The sequence below is a fragment of the Corynebacterium sp. 51B genome (assembly GCF_008930785.1).
Classification (GTDB): Bacteria; Actinomycetota; Actinomycetes; order Mycobacteriales; family Mycobacteriaceae; genus Corynebacterium; species Corynebacterium megadyptis.
The window spans coordinates 155,323-175,630 of record NZ_PQMK01000005.1 but is presented as its reverse complement, the minus strand read 5'-3'; the positions used below and the strand labels follow the sequence as shown (position 1 = coordinate 175,630).

Here is a 20,308-nt window from a genome sequence, read left to right as displayed (position 1 = left end):
AGGCACTCTTCATGGCTAACCCGGCCGCAGTCGATCTTCTGAAAAACTATCTGGATAATCCTCACCCCACGGTGGAGGAGGCCCGCGCGGTCTTCGAGCCGCTCACCGAGGGCGACTACGATGACGTCCATATGGCCGCCCTCTTGATGGCCATCCGCACCCGTGGCGAAACCTTTGAGGATATTGCCGGCGCGGCCCAGGCCTTCCTCGCCGCCGCCCGCCCCTTCCCGCTCACGGGCGCGGGCCTTCTGGACACCGCCGGTACCGGTGGTGACGGCAAGAACACCATTAATATCTCCACCGCCGCCTCCTTGGTCTGTGCAGCGGGCGGCTGCGGCGTCGTCAAGTGTGGCAACCGCTCGGTGAGCTCGAAGTCCGGCTCCGCCGATGTGCTGGAAGCGCTCTCCATTCCGGTGCAGCGAGACGTCGATAGCGCCGTGCGCTGCTATGAGGAGTCGAAGTTCACTTTCCTCTTCGCACCGGCCTATCATCCCGCCGTCGCGCACGTGCAGCCCGTGCGTAAGGCGCTGGGTATTCCCACCCTCTTCAATATTCTCGGCCCCTTGCTCTCCCCAGCACGCCCCGAGCTGCAGATCATGGGTATCGCACAGCCACGCTTGGGCGAGACCATCGCCCGCGTGATGCGCGAGCTGGGCCGCGAGCGCGCCCTCGTGATGCATGGCAGCGGCACCGATGAGCTAGCGGTCCACGGGCCCACGGATTTCTGGGAGCTCAAGGACGGCGAGATCTCGCACTATCGCCTCAACCCGGAAGAGATGGGCATTGCCACCCACGAGCTCTCCGAGATTACCGGCGGCGACGCCGCAGAGAACGCCGAGATGCTGCGGGCCGTCTTCGCCAGTACTGCACCGGCGGCCCATGTGGATGCCGTCGCAGTGAACGCCGGAGCCATGTTTTATCTCCATGGCGTGGCCGAGAGCATCGCCGCAGGTACCGCCCGCGCCAAGGAGGTCATCTCTAGCGGCGCCGTCCAGGACTGGCTCGCCACCTATGAAGGGAGTGACCATGACGACAAGTAAGTCCTCTTCGCTGCCCACGATTTTGGAGGAAATCGTCAGCGCCCGCCGTGGCCACCTCGCGGATATCCGCGCGCGCATTGGTGGGGTAGAGGCGGCGTCTCTTCCCACCTCGCAGCGTTCGCTCTACGCGGCGCTGCAGGGCTCGCACCGCTTTATCCTCGAGTGCAAATCCTCCTCGCCCTCCTTGGGCCTGATCCGCGAGTCCTATCATCCCGCCGATATCGCGCGGATCTATTCGCGATATGCCGCGGCCATCTCCGTGCTCTGCGAGCCCGATCGCTTCGGCGGCGACTATGACCATCTCGCCACTGTGGCCTCCAGCACCCATCTCCCCGTGCTGTGTAAGGACTTCATTATCGATGAAGTACAGGTAGTGGCCGCCCGTTATTTCGGGGCCGACGCGATCCTGCTCATGCTCTCTGTGCTTGACGACGCCGAGTACCGGCAACTTTCCTCGCTGGCCGCACGGCTCGGCCTCGATGTGCTCACTGAGGTGCTCGACGAGGAGGAGATGGCCCGCGCCACCGCCTTAGGTGCCCGCATTATTGGCGTGAACCACCGTAATCTCCACGATCTCAGCATCGACCTCTCCCGCTCGACCGAATTGGCTCCTCTGGCCCCCACAGACGCGGTGCTGCTCGCCGAATCGGGCATTAAGGACCATCTCACCGTGGAGAAGCTGGGCGGGGTGGTCAATGGCTTCCTAGTGGGCTCGCAACTCACCTCACAGCCCGATATCGACGCGGCCGCCCGCGCCCTCATCTACGGCGAGAACAAAGTCTGCGGGCTGACCTCCCCAGAGGCCGCCCAAGCGGCCTGTGCGGCCGGCGCCGTCTACGGCGGGCTGATCTTCGAGCACGACTCGCCCCGCTATGTTTCACGTGAAACATCGGCAGCCATCATGGCAGCGGAGCCCGGGTTGCGCTATGTGGCGGTCTCGCGCCAGCGCTCCGGCTATCGGGACTATGCCGATAGTGGCGTCTACGCCGTACAGATTCATGCGCCGCTCTCCGATACCTGGGAGGGGGAGAAGCAGCTGATCTCCGCGGTGCGCGCTGAAGTCGGCCCCGAGGTCCAGGTGTGGCGGGCTGTCTCTATGAGCTCCGAGCACGGGGCACGGATGGCCGAGGCGCATGCCAGCGGGGGACTGGTGGATAAGCTCGTGCTGGACAATGGCGAAGGAGGCACCGGCGAGAGCTTCGACTGGGCCACCATCCCCGATAGCGTCAAAGACCGCGCCCTCATCGCAGGCGGAGTATCCCCAGAGAATATGCACGAGGCGCTGCGCACCGGCTGCGTCGGCGTCGATCTCAATAGCGGCGTGGAGTATGGCTCCGCGACCGGGGAAACGTGGCAGTATCGAAAGAATAGTGCCGCTATCCGCAGCGCCTTCGCCGCCATCAAGGACTTCCACTTTGCCCCTCCCGCCCCTCAGGGCGAGGCCGCAGAACACCCCGATATCACCGACCAAGGACACGATCAACGATGACAGAGACCACCCAGAACACAGAGCGGGAGACCATCCTTCCCGCGTATTTCGGCGAGTTCGGCGGGCAATATGTCCCGGAACTGCTTATTCCCGCCCTGGATCAGCTCGAGCGGGCCTTCGTGGACGCCATGGAGGATCCGGCGTTCATGGAGGAGTTAGCGACCTATTTCCGCGATTATCTCGGCCGGCCGACACCGATTACCGAATGCTGCAACCTGCCCCTCGAGGGACAGGGCAAGGGCCATGCGCGCATCTTCCTCAAGCGTGAGGATTTGGTGCACGGCGGCGCTCATAAAACCAACCAGGTGATCGGGCAGGCCCTGCTGGCCAAGCGCATGGGCAAGCACCGCGTGATCGCAGAGACCGGCGCCGGCCAGCACGGCACCGCCACTGCTCTCGCCTGCGCCCTACTGGATCTCGAGTGCGTGATCTATATGGGCTCCAAGGACGTCGAGCGCCAGCAGCCGAACGTCTACCGCATGGAAATGATGGGCGCCAAGGTGGTGAGTGTGAACTCTGGTTCCGGCACCCTGAAGGACGCCGTGAACGAGGCGCTCCGCGATTGGACGGAATCCTTCGAGGACACCCACTATCTGCTCGGCACCGCCGCCGGCCCCCATCCCTTCCCAACGATCGTCCGCGAATTTCACCGCGTCATCTCCACCGAGGCCAAGAAGCAGATGCAGGAACGCATCGGCGGTCTGCCGGATGTGGTGACGGCCTGCGTGGGCGGCGGGTCCAATGCCATTGGTATCTTCGCCGACTTCATCGAGGAGGACTCGGTGGAGCTCGTGGGCACCGAGCCCGCCGGCTTCGGTCTGGATTCTGGCAAGAGTGGCGCTCCTATCAACGCTGGTCGCATCGGTATTCTCCACGGCGCGAAGTCCTATCTCATGCGCACCGCTGAGGGCCAGGTGGAGGAGTCCTATTCCATCTCTGCCGGCTTGGACTATCCGGGCGTCGGCCCTCAGCACGCCCACCTGTCTCATTCCGGCCGTGCCACCTATGTGGGCATCACTGACGCCGAGGCGCTCGAGGCCTTCCAGATGCTGACCCGCTATGAGGGTATTCTGCCGGCGCTGGAGTCCTCCCACGCCTTGGCCTATGCCCTGAAGCGCGCCGCCCTCGCCGCCGAGAACAACCAGGAGATCACCATTCTGGTATCCCTCTCCGGCCGCGGCGATAAGGATATTGACTATGTGCGCCGCACCCTGGCCGAGCACCCCGAATACACCCTGAAGGAGAACTAAGCATGTCCCGCTATGACGATCTCTTCGCCAGCTTGGATGAACGGCGCGAGGGTGCCTTCGTCCCCTTCATCATGCTTGGCGATCCTGACCCCGATACCAACGTGGAGCTGATCACCACCCTCATCGAGAATGGCGCCGATGCCCTCGAGCTGGGCGTGCCCTTCTCCGATCCGGTGGCCGATGGCCCCACCATCCAGGCCGCCGATATCCGCGCTTTCGACGCCGGCATGGACTTCGCCGCCTCGCTCGATATCATCCGCCGCATCCGCGCCCGCTACCCCGAGATCCCCATGGGCCTGCTCTGCTATGGCAACGTGGCGTTTTCTCTTGGTCTGGATAATTTCTACTCCCAGATCCACGAGGCGGGAGCCGATTCCGTGCTTATTCCGGATATCCCGGTGCGCGAATCCGCCCCCTTCCTCGCCGCCGCCGAGCAGCATCAGGTGGATCCGGTGTTCATCGCACCGCCGAATGTGAATGAGGAGACCCTCGAACGCGTCGCCGCCGTGTCCAAGGGCTATATCTACACCGTCTCTCGCCTCGGCGTGACGGGTGCCGAGTCCGAATCTCAAACTAGGGGCCTGCCGGAGATCGTGAAGAATATTCAGCGCTTCGGCGGCGCTCCTTCGCTCTTGGGTTTCGGCATCTCCACACCCGAGCACGTCTCGGACGCCATTACCGCCGGCGCCGCCGGGGCGATCACCGGCTCCGCCATTGCTGCCATCATCGAGAAGTACTGCGAGGGCGAGCACCCCCAGCCGCGCCGCATCACGGATCTCGAGGCACTGAAGAAGGAACTCGGCAAGTTTGTCTCCCGCATGAAGGCGGCCACCGCCAAGAATTTTTAAGCAGTTCACGCTAGGGGAGGGGAGTGCTACGGCGCTCCCCTCTAGCTCTTTTCGGCCCCGAGGGGCTACAATTGGGGCATACTACGCACGGGGCCACTATTCATAACGTGACAAAACTCTGCGGCCCTGCACATGTCACAGGAAAGCCTCAAGGGCGGGCAATTCCAAAGGTCCAATCCTTCATCTATCAGGGCAACCAATAGTAGGCACTCCCAAAAGCTGGCCACACCAAGCCGATGTGTACAGGGATTTTATTTTCTTGGCGCTCCCCACTACATCTTCTCGCCCAGCGCCCCGCGCAGCGGCCCCCACGACTGAGGTGGCAGCACTAAGCTGAGGGGCATGCGCTCGAGATTCACTCTGCGACCACCAGACCCTTTGATCGTACTCATTCTGTGCGCAGTCATTGTGGCGATCGTCCTACCCGCCCGCGGCTGGTTTGCCGACGCCTTTTCCGTGGCCACTCAGCTCGCCATCGCCCTGCTCTTCTACCTCTATGGTGCGCGACTATCACCGCGAGAGGCCCTCGCTGGGTTGAAGCACTGGCGGCTGCACCTGACGATCCTCGCCTTTACCTTCGTGGTCTTTCCGCTCATCGGAATCGCCCTCACCCCGCTCAAGACGATACTGTCGACCGGGCTCTACCTGGGCATCGTCTATCTCACGCTCACACCCTCCACGGTGCAGTCCTCAGTGGCCTTTACCTCTATTGCCCGCGGCAACGTCGCTGGCGCAATCGTCAGCGCCTCGCTCTCCAATCTGCTGGGCGTGGTCCTCACCCCGCTTTTGGTCATGCTCATCATGGCCCAGGGGACAGGTATCACCGTGGGGCCAGAGGTATTCATCAAGATCGCCGTGCAGCTCCTCCTACCCTTCGTGGCGGGACAGCTCACGCGGCGCTGGACCGGCCGCTGGGCCGCCGCAACAGGCACCAAGATCGTCGACCGCGGCTCCATCACCATGGTGGTGTACTCGGCCTTCTCCGCGGGCATGGTCTCCGGCATCTGGGACACCGTGAACGTAGGGGAGATCGTCTTCCTCATCGGCTTCTCCATCGTGCTGGTGGCCTTCATGCTGTGGCTCACTCGCTGGGTCGCTGCGCGCCTCGGTTTTGACTCCCAGGACCAAAAGGCCATTCAGTTCTGCGGCACCAAGAAGTCGCTTGCCACGGGCCTACCCATGGGTGCTGTGATCTTTGGCCCCGTGGAAGTAAGCTTGCTCATCGTTCCGCTCATGATCTTCCATCAGGTGCAGCTCATGATGTGCTCCTGGCTGGCCGCCCGCTATGCCCGCTCGCAGGAGGCCGCCAGCGGCAAGAGCGGCGAGACCGCCGCGAGCAGCGAGAGCAGCTAAGAACCCCGTCCGCACACCCGTATCGAGGAGGTTTCTACCCATGTCCCATCCGCAGAGCTCGCAGAGCCCCCACAGCCCGCAGCCGAGCGGCAGCGACGAGCAGACGCTTTACGTGCGCATCAGCATGGCCATCGAGGCCCATGCGATCACCCATGTCGCGGAACTGGAGGAGATCGACGCCCAGCAGTGCCGCATGCTGCGCGTCCTCGAGTTCAAGGGCCCGGCGGATAGCTCGCATCGCACCCACGAGATCACCGGCTCCGCCGTCCTCACCGCCGAAGGCAGCTTCGCCCTTGAAGGCATGGACGCTCCGCCGAACCCGGTGGTACCGCACCCGAATCTCTATGGGAACTTCGAAGACATCATCGCCAGCCCGCTCACTGCCGCAGAGTTCGAGGAGTACTGGTCGCAGCGCTGATCCCCGTAGCCGCGGAGCAGCCACCCCGGGACAAGAAAAACCCGGATGTTTCACGTGAAACATCCGGGCCTTTTTTAATTCTCTTCGTACTCCGAGGTGAAGGTGCTAAATACCGACATCGGGAAGTCCTGGCGCTTGAGGATATCGCCCCAGACATCCACCATGCGTCCCGCGGTGATATCGGAGGGGAGTGCAGGAGCGACAAACCAATGACCGAGCTGGACCTCCTTCTCGAGTTCACCGGGTTCCCACACCTTGTGCCCGGCGACAAAGCGCACGCTTTCCACATAGGGTTCAAAGGCCTCCGGCGGATGCTGCAGATTGAGCACCACGATGCGATTGCTGAGCACATCCCAGAAATCGCCCTTCTCGGCCTTCACGCCAGGCCGGAGCACGGCCACGGCCAGGGCCCCTTCTGGGCTAGTTGCGCCGCCGACATAAAACACTGGGGGAGTGCAGAGCAGATCGGACCAATCCGGCAGCACATTAGCCACCGCCATCTCGGAGGGCATTGTCAAGCTCAGCGCCATGGTGCGTTGTTCGGAGTGTTCGATCACGAGCAGAGCATCGCGCTTGTGCGGCCCGAACTCAGATTCGTGATCTTGCACCAGCACGGCGCCCACCTCGATGGGATTGCGTTCCATAGCGCTGAAGAGATTATCTCCGAAATACTGTTCCATGGCGGTGTGTCCTTTAGTTCTGTTCCTGCCACCACGAGCGTAGTGCCGCGATGGCGTCGTCGCGCTCCATGGGGCCCTGATCCAATCGGAGCTCCTTCAAGTATGACCACGCGCGGCCCACCTCGGGTCCGGGCGGGAGCTCGAGAATCTCCATGATGTCATTGCCGTTGAGATCCGGGCGGACGGCCGCCAGGTTTTCCTTCTCGGCCAGATCAGCGATGCGCTGTTCCAGCTCATCATAGGCCCGCTTGAGCCGCTGGGACTTGCGCTTATTGCGGGTGGTGCAATCCGAGCGCACCAGCTTATTCAGCTGCGGCAGCAGCTCCCCGGCATCATTGGCATAGCGGCGCACTCCGGAGTCGGACCAGGGCGCATCGCTGTAGCCATAGAAGCGCATGTGCAAAAACACCAGCTGCGATACGTCCTTGACCACCTGCTTGGGGTACTTCAGGGCGCGCAGGCGCTGGCGCACCATCTTTGCTCCCACGACCTCGTGCTGGTGGAAGCTCACGGCGCCGCCCTCGTGGAACTCACGAGTCGTGGGCTTGCCGATATCGTGCATGAGCGCCGCCCAGCGCAGCACCAGGTCGGGGCCGTCCTCGCCCTCGTGCTCTGTGGCATTGCGCAGTACCCGCTTCGAGTGGACGTAGACGTCCTTGTGCTGTTTGTGCTCGTCCTGGGTAAGCCGCAGCGCGGGAACCTCGGGGAGCACATGATCGGCCAGTCCGCTCTCGACCATCACGTCGATACCGGCCCACGGGGCGCGGCCAAGCATGAGTTTGCTCATCTCCATCTGTACCCGCTCGGCGGTGATCCGCGTAATTTCGCCGCTCATCTCCGCCATCGCCCGCTGTACTCGCGACGCCACGGTGCACTCCAGCTGGGAGACGAAACGGGCGGCACGCAGCATACGCAGCGGATCATCGTGGAAGGACTGCTCCGGGGTGGCTGGGGTATCGAGCAGCCCCGCCTGGAGGTCGCTCAACCCCTCCATGGGGTCGTGCAGCTCCACGTCCCCCTCGGGGGTGATGCGCACGGCCATGGCATTGACCTTAAAGTCGCGGCGCACCAGATCGCCCTCGAGGCTATCGCCGAAGCGCACCTCCGGGTTGCGGGAGCTGCCATCGTAGGTATCACTACGGAAGGTAGTGATCTCGATCTGCGCGTCGTCTTTCTCAGCAGACACGGTGCCGAATTCGATACCGGTGTCCCATACCGCCGGGGCATAGGACTGCAGTATCTGCATGATCAGCTCCGGGCGCGCCGAGGTGGTGAAGTCATAGTCCATGCCACCGCGGTCGAGAAAAGCGTCACGAACACTGCCGCCTACGAGGTAGAGCGGGTGCTGGTGAGCGTCGAAAAGCGCTGCAAGATCTGCGAATCTGTGGCCAATTTCGCGCAGCCGGTTAAATCCCGGCAGTGCATCGGACATGAATCTCCTCCGATTCCTTGCACACTGCGGCGACCCCCTCCTGGCGTCACCGTATATGTGTAATGAGTCTACTCGTGATGTCGAAGTACCAACCGGCGGCTGGTCACGATACGATCAAGGGAATGAGTACCACGAGCAGCAACGCCGAAAATTCGGCGCAGCGAACAAGCGAGTCTAGCAGCACTGCAGGCTCCGGTTCCAGCGGAAACACGAGCCCCAGCACGACGAGGGGCCGGTCTCGTGGTGCCTCCACCCGTCGGTCGCGACGCCGCACCCACACCCCAGCGCACACCCCGCCCCCTGCCGATGCAGGTAGCGAGGCTAACTCCGAGGCTTCCGGTTCCTCGCGTTCGAATTCTGCGCGCTCCGGCTCGGAGGGCAGTCGGCGACGTCGGCGCCGCCGCGGCGGCCGTGGGGGACGGCAGAATGCCCATCGCAGCTCCCGCCCCCACACCTCGGAGAACGAGGGCGAGGCATCCACCCAGTCCGGCGAGGGCTCCTCGCGGCGACGGCGCGGCACGTCCGCCAAGCGCGGGGGGCGCGGTGGCGGCGCGCAACGCGGTGGCGCGCAGGGCCAGAAGAAGCAGAAGCGGGGCAAAAACCAGCGCTCGCAGAATGCGCACCGCCCGCGTCGCGGCGATAAGGGCCGGGGCGGACAGCACTCCATGCCCACCTCTATTGAAACCTCGGCGGGCGGCTTGGTGGCCTCCGGTCTGGCGGAGGCCGTGGATGAGAACGGCGCAGTGGATCTGTCCCGTATCTATGTGGCGTTGATTGGCCGCGTGGATCGCCGCGGCCGTCTGTTGTGGTCGATGCCGAAGGGCCATGTGGAAAATGGCGAGGCCCATACCGCCACTGCGGAACGCGAGGTGTGGGAGGAAACCGGCATCAAGGGCGAGGTCGTGGGCGAGCTAGGGGTGATTGATTATTGGTTTGTCTCCGATGGCACGCGCATTCATAAGACGGTGCACCATCATCTTTTGGCCTATGTGGATGGGGATTTAAACGATGATGACCCCGAGGTCACCGAGGTATCGTGGGTACCAGCGAATTCTCTGATCGAACGCTTGGCCTATGCCGATGAGCGCAAGTTGGCGCGCACGGCCCATTCTCTGATGCGGGAATGCGCGGTGCGCGTGCACGCCGAGGGAAGGACAACACCACGGTGAGTCGTACGCGTCGTCTAGCCGCGTCTGTGGTGGTAGCAGCGGTGGCCGCCACGACGCCGCCCGCCCTTGCCCCGCAAGCTGCGGCTTTTCCGGTGGTGCTCGACCCGAGCGATCCCCAGGTAGCGCAACAATGGGTCAATCCCTATATTCGCGCGGAGGATAAGGCCTCGCCGCTGCGGGTGGAGATCTCCCCGCTGGAGCAGTCGCATTGGGATCCTACGCGCCCTTTTCGGGTGCGGGTGGGCATCACTAATACCGCGGATACCCCGATTTCGGACGTCTCGCTCACGCTCTATCGAGGGGACGCCACGACTGACCCCGAGCACGCCGCCACCATGATGACGGTGGGGCTCGAGGCCTATCCTTATTCCCTCACTGGGGAGGAGGATGTGCGCATCGACGCCGGCGAGAAGCGCGAGCTCACGCTCACCGTCACCCCGGGCGCCAGCGCGGATCGGATCCGCCCCGGCGTCTATCCCTTCCTGATCTGGGTGGGGGCTACGGGGCCAGCGGGGGCGAGTTCCACCACGGAACGTTTTCTTGTGCCCACCGATCCGCTCAGCCCTGCCTCGGCGCTTATCGACGCCGCCCCGCAGGAACAGTCTCCTCCTGATGCAGAGGAGTCGGCCCCGCCGAGTGGCCTGACCATGCTGCTGCCGATTACCGCCTCCACGGATATCACCCCGGGCGAAACTGGGGAGGCTCCTACCCAGCCGACCCTGTATCTGCGTGATGATGAGCTGGCCTCCACGATCGTCTCGGGTGGGCGCCTCGATCAGCTTTTGGACACCTATATCGAGCGCACCTCGAACAATGCGGCGCTGCAGGATGCCACCTGTCTGGCGGTGGACCCGCAGCTGCTCGCCGCGGTGGATCGCATGAGCAATGGGTATCGCGTCTCCGTTAACAGGCCCTCCCCGGTCGCGCCGGCGGCGCGGCTGCGGGACCGTTGGGATACCCCCTCCGAGGAGAGCCTGTCTGCAGCGGGTTCGAGCCCCGTGGTGGCGGGGGAGTGGATCGCGAAGCTCCACCGCGCCGCCGAGAATCACTGCGTGGTGGCGCTGCCCTGGGCGAATGCCGACCTCAATGCGGTGGCGTCCACCGGTAATCAGTGGCTGGCTCGCGAGGCCGTCACCCGCGGCCGGCTGACGGTGGAGGAGATTCTGGACCGGCCTGTGACTAGCTCGGTGGTGATTCCCACTGCCGGCTATATGACGGATCGCGCCGAAAGCGTGATCCACACCGCCTCCTCGGGGCTCACTCCCGACGAGGCGTGGGTGCGGCAGCGGCGGCAGGGCAGCCAGCAGAATGTCTATGACGAAGCCCCGGATGTGCTCACCCAGGATGAGGCTCCGCAGGAAGAGCAGATCCCCGATCCCACTCTGGGGCGTGCGGAGGTGCTGCTCGCAGATTCCACCGCGGCGCCCGCGGGGGAGCGGATCCATCCGGTGGGCTATAACTCTGGCCTGGCCACGCTCGTGGCGCGTATGGGCAATGCGCCGGTGACCACGGCCTATTCGGATCCGCGCTACCGCTTCGATTACACCCTGGACTCCACCCCAGCCCGCCGCCAGAGCGCCGCGGCCGCCCTCGAGCTCGCCGCGATGAACGCCTATCAGGCGGGCGAGCCGCTGCTGGTGCTCCCGCCGGCGCAGTTGAGTAGCAATGATGCCAATAGCCTCTTGGATAGCGCCCAGTTTGTGCTCAATGCGCGGATCAGTACGCCCATGGCTATCACGGACTATCTGGCTACCGCCGCCGCCCCGGCCGGGACACGGGAGGTGGTGGATCCTGCGGCAATGAGCGACCGCGAGATCATCACCACCAGCCAGCAGCTGCGCTATACCGACGAGGTCACTCGCCTCATGGTGCGCGATCCCAATATCGCGCTCACCCCCTATGGTTTTTCTGCGCCGCTGCGCCAAGGGATTCTGCGCGCCTTGAGCCGCACCGAACGCGATACTCTGCGCCGCCATACCGCCGCCACCGAGCGCGCCAATCGCGGCATCACGGGCAACCGGGCGATGCTCATGGAACTCCGCGATGCCGTGGCCCTGCTACCGCCGGGCAACGTCTACACCCGCACCAGTAGCTCCTCGCCGCTGTTGATCGTGGCCCGCAATGGCCTGCCGCTGCCGGTGGATTCCCATATCGGCTATTCCGCTCCAGACAATGTGAAATTGGAGCTGCCCACGCAGCTGCGCATTCCCGCCAAGGGCTCCATCACCACGGAGCTGACGGCCATGATCCCCGACGATGATCAGCGCACGGATCTCGAACTCTTCTTGCTCACCCCCACTGACACCTTAATCAGTAATCCCGTGGATATCTCGGTGCAGACCCGCGGCACCACCACCAACCGCTGGCTCGCTGGGGTGCTCTTGGTGATGCTCGTGGGGCTGATAGCGCTGCGCACGAATAAGCGTCGCCGCGCCCGATCGGCGCGCCAGCCGCGCACCGCAGCGGCGCGGGCCATGGCCCGCGCTGAGGCCGCCAGCACCGACAACCAGCAGCGCCACCACCGCAGGGACGCGGATAGGCGGGGCCACCAGGAGGCGTCGCGACGCGCCCAGCATATGCCACGTCGTCATGCTCACCACCACCCAGGGCCGAGCCCCGGGGATGACCCGCCTGGGCCATCCCGCAGCAGACAACGCAGACCGAGACGAACCCCGCCGCCGAGAACACCGGGGGATGGGAGCCGCTCCTCGCGCCGATCGAGGGACAGCTAGAAGACGAAACGTGGTTGAGAAGTGACAGACAAGCACACACCAGCAGCGGACCAGCGGCCCGGCTTACGCGGCCGCATCGTGCCGCCGGCGCCGCCCGCGCCGCTCCCCGAATCCAGACCTAGCGTTCAGGAAAAGCGGAAGCAGCGGCTGGAGAGCCAGCACAGCGATCACTCGCAGCTGGCCGCCGAACCGGCCCAGGCGCTCTATGAGGCGCAGCAGGAGCCCGTCACCGCGGCTGGAACCTCCTCCCCGGTGGCCACCACGGAGGAGGAGCAGGGAACCACCAGCGACTCTGATGTGGTGCGCGCCGGTGGCTCCATGGCCATTGCCACCCTGATTAGCCGTATCACCGGCTTTCTCCGCAACCTCGCCATCGGCGCCACCCTCGGCTCGGCGGTGGGCTCGGCTTTCACCGTGGCCAATACGCTGCCCAATCTCGTTACCGAGATTGTGCTCGGGGCCGTGCTCACCTCCTTGGTGGTGCCGGTGCTGGTGCGCGCCGAGAAGGAAGATCCGGATAGGGGAGCGGCCTTCATTCGGCGGCTGTTCACCCTGGCGCTGACGCTGCTCATCGTCGTCACCACGCTCGCGGTGCTCACCGCGCCCTTGCTGACGCGACTCACCATTGACGATGAGGGCAAGGTCAATATCATTCAGGCCACCTCCTTCGCCTATTTGGTGCTGCCGCAGATTCTCTTCTACGGCATCTTCTCGCTGTTCATGGCGGTGCTCAACACCAAGGGCGTGTTCCGCCCAGGGGCGTGGGCGCCGGTGTGGAACAACGTGGTGTGCTTGGCCACCTTCGCCCTCTACTGGATGGTGCCGGGGGCGCTGGATCCCGCCGAACAGGCCTCGGTGACGGACCCGCACGTGCTGCTGCTGGGTCTGGGCACCACCATGGGCGTGGTGGTGCAGGCGCTACTGCTGGTACCGCCGCTGCGGAAAAAAGGCATCGATCTGCGCCCGCTCTGGGGCATCGATGATCGGCTCAAAGAGTTCGCTGGGATGGCCATCGCCATCGTTATCTATGTGGCCATTTCGCAGCTGGGCTACATCGTGACCACCCGTATCGCCTCCAATGCCGATGCCCGCGCCCCGCTGATTTATCAGCAAGCTTGGCTGCTGCTGCAGGTGCCCTATGGCGTCATCGGTGTCACCCTCTTGACCGCCATCATGCCGCGGCTGTCGCGCAACGCCGCCGAGGGCGATGATCAGGCCGTGGTGCGGGATCTCACGTGGGCCTCCAAGCTCACCTTCGCCGCCTTGATCCCGGTGATCGTGTTCTTCATGGCCTTTGGCACCAACATCGCCAATGCGCTCTTCGCTTATGGCCAATTCACCCCCTCCGAGGCCGATATCTTGGGCTGGACCCTGAGCTTCTCAGCCTTTACCCTCATTCCCTACGCCTTGGTGCTGCTGCACCTGCGCGTGTTCTATGCCCGCGAGGAAGCGTGGACACCCACCTTCATCATCGCCGGTATCACCACGGTGAAGATCCTGCTCTCGGCGGCCGCCCCCTTTGTGGCTACCTCCTCCTCACGCGTCGTGATCCTGCTCGGCGCCGCCAATGGTTTTGGTTTTGTCAGCGGCGCGGTAATCGGTGTGTTCCTCCTACGCCGCAAACTGGGATCGCTGCGTGGCAAGGAAATCATGACCTCCACCCTGTGGGTGATTGGTGCTTCACTGGTGGGCGCCGGCGTGGGCCTGATCGTGGACTGGCTGCTGCAGCTGACTTTCTTCGGCTCGGCCTCCTCGGTGGTGATCATGCTGCGCACCGCGATCACCGGCACCGTATTCCTCATCGTCACCGCGATCGCGCTCTCCCGCTCGGGACTGCCCGAGGTCAGTGCCTTTGCCCGCCAGCTCAGCCGGGTGCCGGTGCTCAACCGCATGCTCCGCGCCCCGCAGGCGAACGAGGAGGACTCGGCGAACGAGGGGCTGCCCGCCGCCACCACCGCCGAGCTGTCCACCCAGCTGGTCACCGTGGAGCCCTTTACTGCCTCCCCGGTGCCGCCGCCGATGTCGGCCGGCGAGGTGCGCATCCCGCGCCTGGTCCCAGGTGCCGCTGTGGCCAATGGCCGCTACCGCCTCTTGCAGGATTATGGTCGCGTCCCAGGCGCTCGCTTCTGGCACGCCCGCGATCAACGCACCGGCCAGCAAGTGGCGCTCGTGTTCGTGGACACCCAGGGCATGCAGATCCCCGCGGCTCCTGTCAGCCCCGCCACGGCCGCCCAGCGCGCCGCTGAGGTCACCCGCACCACCCGTGCCCTCGCGGAGCTCAACCATCCGGCGATCGCCGATAATATCCACGTGCTGCCCTATCGCGCGGGCTGCCTCGTGGTGGCGGACTGGGTGGAGGGCACCGCCTTGAACTCGCTCACCATCGGCGCTCATTCCGGCTCTCAGCGCCAGCGTTTCACCGGCGCCAATCCGCGCGCGGTGGCCTATGCCATGAGTTCGCTTCTCGACGCCGCCGCCACGGCCGAGGAGACCGGCATCTCGCTTGGCTTCGACCACTTTGATCGCATCCGTGTGAACACCGATGGCCGAGCCGTGCTCGCCTTCCCAGCGGTGTTGGAGAGCAACGATTATGGCCAAGATCTGCGCTATATTGCCAAGGCCGTGGAGCAGCTCGTGGAGGATGAAGGCGCCGGCCAGGATCTGAAGTATCTCACCTCTCAGCTCTATGATTCCGACACGGTGAACCCGCGGGTGATGGCCGCTGATCTCTACGAGTTCGGTATGGGCTCGGATCATCCCGAGCACTACCTCGAGGTGGCCGCGGATGCAGCGCCCGATCCCACCTCCTCGCCGGGCTTCGGCTCCAAGGGATATACCCGCGCCGGCCTCACCCTGGTCTCTATCGCCACGGTGGGCCTAGTGATGCTGGTGGCGGCCTCCAGCGTCTATCTGCTCGGCATTGTCGGCGGCAACCGCGCCGATAGCCCAGTGAACTCGGATTCCATTTCTGGCGCGCCGGAGAAGGTGCTCAAAGCCACCAAGGTGAAGCTCACCCGCGCCGAGGAATGGGAGCCGGGTGATCCCGCGACCCGCCCCGCCGAGTGGCCGGATAATCCGCAGCTGGCGGAGCTGGTGATCGACGGCGATGTATCCACCAGCTGGCACACCGATGATTATCGCGCCCAGTTTGGCGAGCGCGAGGAGATCAAAAATGGGGTGGGCCTGAAGATCGACTTCATCCAGCCGGCCTCCCCAGCGGAGGTGGAGTTCCTCGCCGATACGGGTGGCACCACTGTGAGCATCCTGGGATTCACCGTGGATTCTGATGAGGTGGACTCCCGCGATCAGCTCACCGAACTCGGCCGCGCGGTGCTGCGCACAGGCTCCACCGTAGTGACGCTGCCGAAGCTAAAAACGGGCGAGGATCCCACCTATTATCGCGGCATGGTGGTGTGGATCGAGCGTCTACCGATGCCCTCGGGCAGCGCGGAGTCTCCGAAGCCCGCAGATATCCAGGAAATCCGCGTCAAGGGGATCGTGGATACCGTGAAGGAGAAAAATGCAGAGTAGCGTCGTCACGCCCCGGTAGAGGCTACCCTTAGCCCAAGATATGACCCTCTAGCTCAGCTCAATCCCCCTATATAGGTCCGGTGCACATCACGGTGTGCACCGGACCTTTTGCTTAGCTATCTATTTTTCGCACACTACATCTGCGCGCAGCACCGCGCGCTAAGAATCTAACCGCTTCTACTGTTCATCGTTCATCTGGGGGAGAAGATCATGAACACACCGATGCCAACCGATATTCAGTCCACACAACTAACACGGGGGGAGACCGGCCGCGCCGACGTAGAGCTGGTGAGCCAGCATCTAGCCGGGGATGAGAAGGCTTTTCGCCACATCGTGCGACAGCACCACACCACGCTCTTTCTCACCGCCCGCCGCTATAGCCGCACCGAGCACGACGCCTGGGATATCGTCCAAGAAGCCTTACTCAAGGCCTCGCAGCGAATGCACACCTTTCGCGCCGAGGCCACCCTGTCCACCTGGCTGCACAAGCTGGTGTCGAATACCGGCTATGACTTCACCCACCGGCGCCCACACCAGCGCCACGAGTTGGCGGTGATGGACGATGACACCCATTCCCGTGCCATTGCCTACCGGCACAGCCACGATCCCTTCATCAGCGAGCTCTCGCGGCTGGCGCTGCAGGCGATCATGCGGACGCTCTCCCCAGAACAGCGGGAGGCGCTCTATCTCATCGATATCGCCGGCTACACCGTGGAGTGGGTGGCCGAGTACCAGGGCGTAGCCGTGGGCACGGTGAAGTCGCGGCGGGCACGGGCCCGCACCAAGCTGCAGCAGCTTTACAGCGACCCGGCAGAGATCGCAGATCTGCTCGCAGGGGCGAACTAGCCGCCGCGGGGCGCGTATCTACGCCACCTCGCCGCCACACCGGCGCGCGGGAATACTCAACACCGGCGCGGTGTTATACCAAGGTACGGGCGGGGCGCCCCGCGTACTGAAGCCTTTCCCTCCGGTTGGGTAGGGTGGCAGAGGTAGACACTGACGCGCAGCTAGGGCCGCTCGATCGGCGGCCACCGCTGCCGCAGACTTTAGCCGCAGAATCACACAGTAAAGGACGCATCTCACAGTGAGCGACACGATCCACGACGTCATCATCATCGGTTCCGGCCCGGCAGGCTATACCGCCGCCATCTACGCCGCCCGCGCCGAGCTCAAACCACTGGTCTTTGAGGGCTATGAGTACGGCGGTTCGTTGATGACCACCACCGAGGTAGAGAATTTCCCCGGCTTCGCCGAGGGCATCATGGGGCCTGAGCTGATGGAGCAGATGCGCTCCCAGGCAGAGCGCTTCGGCGCCGATCTGCGCATGGAGATGGTGGACTCGGCAGATCTCAGCGGCGAGGTGAAGATCGTGCGCGTCGGCGAAGAGGAGTTCCGGGCCCGCAGCGTGATTTTGGCGATGGGTTCCGCTCCGCGCTATGTAGGCGCGCCCGGAGAGAAGGAGCTGCTGGGGCGCGGGGTCTCCGCCTGCGCCACCTGCGATGGGTTCTTCTTCAAGGACGCCGAGATCGCCGTGATCGGCGGCGGCGACTCCGCCATGGAGGAGGCCACCTTCCTCACCACCTTCGCCTCCAAGGTCACCATCATCCACCGCCGCGAGGAGTTCCGCGCCTCCAAGATCATGCTGGAGCGCGCCAAGAACAACGAGAAGATCGAGTTCATGGTGAACAAGGTGGTCGAGGAGGTGCGCGGCGAGTCCAAGGTGTCCTCGCTGCTGCTGCGCGATACCGTCACCGGGGAGACCTCCGAACTGCCGGTGGCCGCGATGTTCGTGGCTATTGGCGCCGATCCGCGCTCGGATATTGCCGCCGAGCAGGTGGAGCTCACCGACACCAAACACGTGCGCGTTCAGGAGCCCTCCACCCGCACCAGCGTGCCCGGGGTCTTCGCCGTCGGCGACCTCGTGGATAATCACTATCAGCAGGCCATCACCGCCGCCGGCACCGGCTGCCGCGCCGCCATCGACGCCCAGCACTATCTGGGCGAGCTGGAAGACACGCTGCACTAAACCCCGCCCTTCATTCACTCTCCAAGGAGACCCCCATGTCTGAGATCATCAATCTCACTAGCGATACGTTTAAGTCCACCGTGATCGAGTCCGAGAAGCCGGTCTTGGTGGATTTCTGGGCCGAATGGTGCGGCCCATGCAAGAAGCTCGCGCCGGTGATCGAGCAAGTTGCCGAGGAGGTCGGCAATACTGCGGTAGTGGCCAAGGTTGATGTGGATGCAGAGCGCAGCTTGGGCGCGATGTTTCAGATCATGTCCATTCCCACCGTCTTAATCTTCCAAGGCGGAGAGAAGGTCGCGGAATACGTGGGCGTGCGGCCGAAGCGCGAATACGTAGAAAAACTTGCGTCACTTGCGTAACTGGTAAGGTTAAAACGACAGCGTGAAAGTGCCTTTCTCAGCAACTTTCGTTTAGCGGGCTGCCCGCGCCTAGAATAGTGACACGCTGAGATATCAGTCGTCGTGCTGCGCACGAAAAAGGCCGCGCAGCGCGGCTGCAATCTATGTAGAAGGGACCTCGGTGGTGGACGTGTTGCGGGTTGGTGACCGTAGCCCGCGCGTAGCGGAAGTACGGAAGAGCCTTGCTCGTCTCGGACTGCTTTCCGTCGACGAATCCGCGGACGGATCTTCCGATGACTTCGATAGCTATGCAGCAACCGACACGCTATTCGATACCGCACTTGCTGAGGTCGTTCGCGGCTTCCAGCAATCCCGCGGCATCATCGCCGATGGCCATATCGGCGAAATCACGCTCCGTGCCCTCCGCGAGGCCTCCTATACCTTGGGTGCCCGCGTGCTGCAGTACCAGCCGAATAACACCTTGGTGGGAGATGACGTGGTGCAGCTGCAAACCCAGCTGCAGGAACTCGGCTTCTACACCGACCGCATCGACGGCCGCTATGGACCCAACTCCTTTGATGCGGTGAAAAACTACCAGCTCAACTACGGTCTGGAGACCGATGGCATCTGCGGGCCCAAGACCATCAAGGCCCTCAGCCGATTGGGACTACGCATCACGGGTGGCTGCCCGCAGGCGATCCGCGAGGATGAGCAGATTCGCCGCGCAGGGCCACGTCTCGCCGGCAAGCGGGTCGTGATCGACCCGGGCCTCGGCGGCAAGGACCAAGGCATGACGGTCGTGGGCACCTATGGCGCCATCACAGAGGAAGAAATCCTCTGGGATATCGCCACCCGCCTCGAAGGCCGCATGATCGCCGCCGGTATGGAGACCATTCTGTCCCGCCCGCGCGGGGATAACTCCTCCGCGGAGTCCCGTGCCGATGTGGCCAATGCCTTTGGTGCGGATCTCATGATCTGCCTCCAGGCCGACCGCTACAAGAATGACAAAGCCTCCGGCGTGGCCACGTTCTACTTCGGCTCTGCCCTCGGCTCCTCCTCACTGACAGGAGAGAAGCTCTCCGGCTTCATTCAGCGAGAGATCGTTGCCCGCACCCAGATGATCAACTGCGGCAATCATGGCCGCACCTGGGAGCTGCTGCGCCTGACCCAGATGCCCACCGTGGAGGTCGTCACCGGCTATCTCACCAACGATGCGGACGTGGCGAAGCTGACCGACCCGATGGTGCGCGATGATATCGCCGAGGCCATCGTGGTGGCCGTTAAGCGCCTCTACCTCATGGATGCCGATGATCAGCCCACCGGCACCTACAATTTCGCGGAACTGCTCGAGCAGGAAAACTGCTAAGCCGATACCCTCCTAGCAGCGCAACTCCGCGCTGAGGTTGTCCATGGCCGCCGCCGCCAGCACTGAGGTGTCTGGCGGCAATGTTATTTCTAGCCGGGGCACCACGGGGTGCTCGCGCACCACCTCAAAGCCCGCGGCCCACAGCTCTTCTTCGCTCATCAAACCGATACGCTCGGGCACCCAGTCCAGTTCCTCCCGGCCGCTGGCGCGCCAGCCGAAGGCCTGCACTGTCTCTATGCCGCGGCGGCTGAGGTGCATGAGGGCGGCGTCGATAAGCACCGGCGCAGTGCCCAGATGTGGGGTACGAAATAAGGAGCTGAGCAGCATGGCGCGGCGGGGGACCGGGCCGCTGGGGAGGCGGGAGACGCCGCCGGCGAGCGCGGGCGGGCAGAAGAGGATGGTGCCGAGAGTCTCTGTGGGGGTGATGAGGTTGAAGCCGCACACCCCGAGGGTGGTGGCGGCATGAACGATCCACGCCTCTTTTTCTAGGGCGCTATCGCGGATGAGGGCCTCATCGGTGGCCGCAACTTCCCAGAAGATGCTGCGGCGCGCCTGCGGATGCACATGCTTCAGGCCGCGCGGATCGAGCCGCAGCAGCTTGATGTGATCGGTGCCCATTGTGATCCCCAGCCGGTA

At 64.0% G+C, this 20,308-nt stretch carries 16 protein-coding genes; 13 read left to right on the top strand and 3 right to left on the bottom strand.

Features of this window, described 5'->3' with window-relative positions:
* The first annotated feature begins 11 nt into the window (after positions 1 to 11).
* The 6 genes from trpD to GBB14_RS07510 all read left to right on the top strand — a co-directional run bounded on the left by trpD (position 12) and on the right by GBB14_RS07510 (position 6,398).
* Entirely contained in the window at positions 12 to 1,040 is a 1,029-nt protein-coding gene (gene trpD, locus GBB14_RS07535; protein WP_151529740.1) for an anthranilate phosphoribosyltransferase, read from the top strand.
* The gene (gene trpCF, locus GBB14_RS07530; RefSeq protein WP_151529695.1) at positions 1,027 to 2,529 is read left to right on the top strand and encodes a bifunctional indole-3-glycerol-phosphate synthase TrpC/phosphoribosylanthranilate isomerase TrpF; all 1,503 of its coding nucleotides are present in this window, start codon (positions 1,027 to 1,029) and stop codon (positions 2,527 to 2,529) included. Before trpD ends, trpCF begins: the two co-directional genes overlap by 14 nt.
* Positions 2,526 to 3,779, top strand: a complete 1,254-nt coding sequence (trpB, locus tag GBB14_RS07525; RefSeq protein WP_151529694.1) for a tryptophan synthase subunit beta — start codon at positions 2,526 to 2,528, stop codon at positions 3,777 to 3,779. The genes trpCF and trpB overlap by 4 nt, the downstream gene beginning before the upstream one ends.
* A gap of 2 nt (positions 3,780 to 3,781) precedes the next feature.
* The gene (gene trpA / locus GBB14_RS07520) at positions 3,782 to 4,627 is read left to right on the top strand and encodes a tryptophan synthase subunit alpha (protein WP_151529693.1); all 846 of its coding nucleotides are present in this window, start codon (positions 3,782 to 3,784) and stop codon (positions 4,625 to 4,627) included.
* Between the two features lie 342 nt (positions 4,628 to 4,969).
* A complete protein-coding gene (locus tag GBB14_RS07515) occupies positions 4,970 to 5,980 on the top strand; it encodes a bile acid:sodium symporter family protein (RefSeq protein WP_151529692.1) in 1,011 nt (336 codons plus the stop codon).
* Positions 5,981 to 6,020: 40 nt separating this feature from the next.
* Positions 6,021 to 6,398: a hypothetical protein gene (locus GBB14_RS07510; RefSeq protein WP_151529691.1), complete on the top strand. Its 378-nt coding sequence runs from the start codon at positions 6,021 to 6,023 to the stop codon at positions 6,396 to 6,398.
* Between the two features lie 74 nt (positions 6,399 to 6,472).
* On the opposite strand, the gene GBB14_RS07505 is transcribed toward GBB14_RS07510, so the two are convergent.
* On the bottom strand, positions 6,473 to 7,078 hold the full coding sequence (locus tag GBB14_RS07505; protein ID WP_151529690.1) for a YqgE/AlgH family protein: 606 nt from the start codon (positions 7,076 to 7,078) through the stop codon (positions 6,473 to 6,475).
* A gap of 13 nt (positions 7,079 to 7,091) precedes the next feature.
* The gene (locus tag GBB14_RS07500) at positions 7,092 to 8,510 is read right to left on the bottom strand and encodes a CCA tRNA nucleotidyltransferase (protein WP_151529689.1); all 1,419 of its coding nucleotides are present in this window, start codon (positions 8,508 to 8,510) and stop codon (positions 7,092 to 7,094) included.
* A gap of 122 nt (positions 8,511 to 8,632) precedes the next feature.
* On the opposite strand from GBB14_RS07500, the gene GBB14_RS07495 reads away from it, so the two are divergent.
* The 7 genes from GBB14_RS07495 (at position 8,633) to GBB14_RS07465 (ending at position 19,672) form a co-directional block, all read left to right on the top strand.
* Positions 8,633 to 9,679: an NUDIX hydrolase gene (locus GBB14_RS07495; RefSeq protein WP_151529688.1), complete on the top strand. Its 1,047-nt coding sequence runs from the start codon at positions 8,633 to 8,635 to the stop codon at positions 9,677 to 9,679.
* On the top strand, positions 9,676 to 12,411 hold the full coding sequence (locus GBB14_RS07490; RefSeq protein WP_151529687.1) for a hypothetical protein: 2,736 nt from the start codon (positions 9,676 to 9,678) through the stop codon (positions 12,409 to 12,411). The genes GBB14_RS07495 and GBB14_RS07490 overlap by 4 nt, the downstream gene beginning before the upstream one ends.
* Before the next feature lie 21 nt (positions 12,412 to 12,432).
* The gene (gene murJ, locus GBB14_RS07485; protein WP_151529686.1) at positions 12,433 to 15,942 is read left to right on the top strand and encodes a murein biosynthesis integral membrane protein MurJ; all 3,510 of its coding nucleotides are present in this window, start codon (positions 12,433 to 12,435) and stop codon (positions 15,940 to 15,942) included.
* Between the two features lie 210 nt (positions 15,943 to 16,152).
* Complete coding sequence (locus GBB14_RS07480) at positions 16,153 to 16,788, top strand: sigma-70 family RNA polymerase sigma factor (protein WP_225976637.1); 636 nt, start codon at positions 16,153 to 16,155, stop codon at positions 16,786 to 16,788.
* 238 nt (positions 16,789 to 17,026) lie between these two features.
* Positions 17,027 to 17,968, top strand: coding sequence for a thioredoxin-disulfide reductase (trxB, locus tag GBB14_RS07475; RefSeq protein ID WP_151529685.1), 942 nt, complete (start codon positions 17,027 to 17,029; stop codon positions 17,966 to 17,968).
* Between the two features lie 35 nt (positions 17,969 to 18,003).
* On the top strand, positions 18,004 to 18,327 hold the full coding sequence (gene trxA / locus GBB14_RS07470) for a thioredoxin (RefSeq protein ID WP_151529684.1): 324 nt from the start codon (positions 18,004 to 18,006) through the stop codon (positions 18,325 to 18,327).
* Between the two features lie 160 nt (positions 18,328 to 18,487).
* Positions 18,488 to 19,672, top strand: a complete 1,185-nt coding sequence (locus GBB14_RS07465) for an N-acetylmuramoyl-L-alanine amidase (protein ID WP_151529683.1) — start codon at positions 18,488 to 18,490, stop codon at positions 19,670 to 19,672.
* Between the two features lie 12 nt (positions 19,673 to 19,684).
* Here the strand turns inward: GBB14_RS07465 and GBB14_RS07460 are convergent, their stop codons facing one another.
* On the bottom strand, positions 19,685 to 20,290 hold the full coding sequence (locus GBB14_RS07460; protein WP_151529682.1) for a hypothetical protein: 606 nt from the start codon (positions 20,288 to 20,290) through the stop codon (positions 19,685 to 19,687).
* Positions 20,291 to 20,308: the final 18 nt, after the last annotated feature.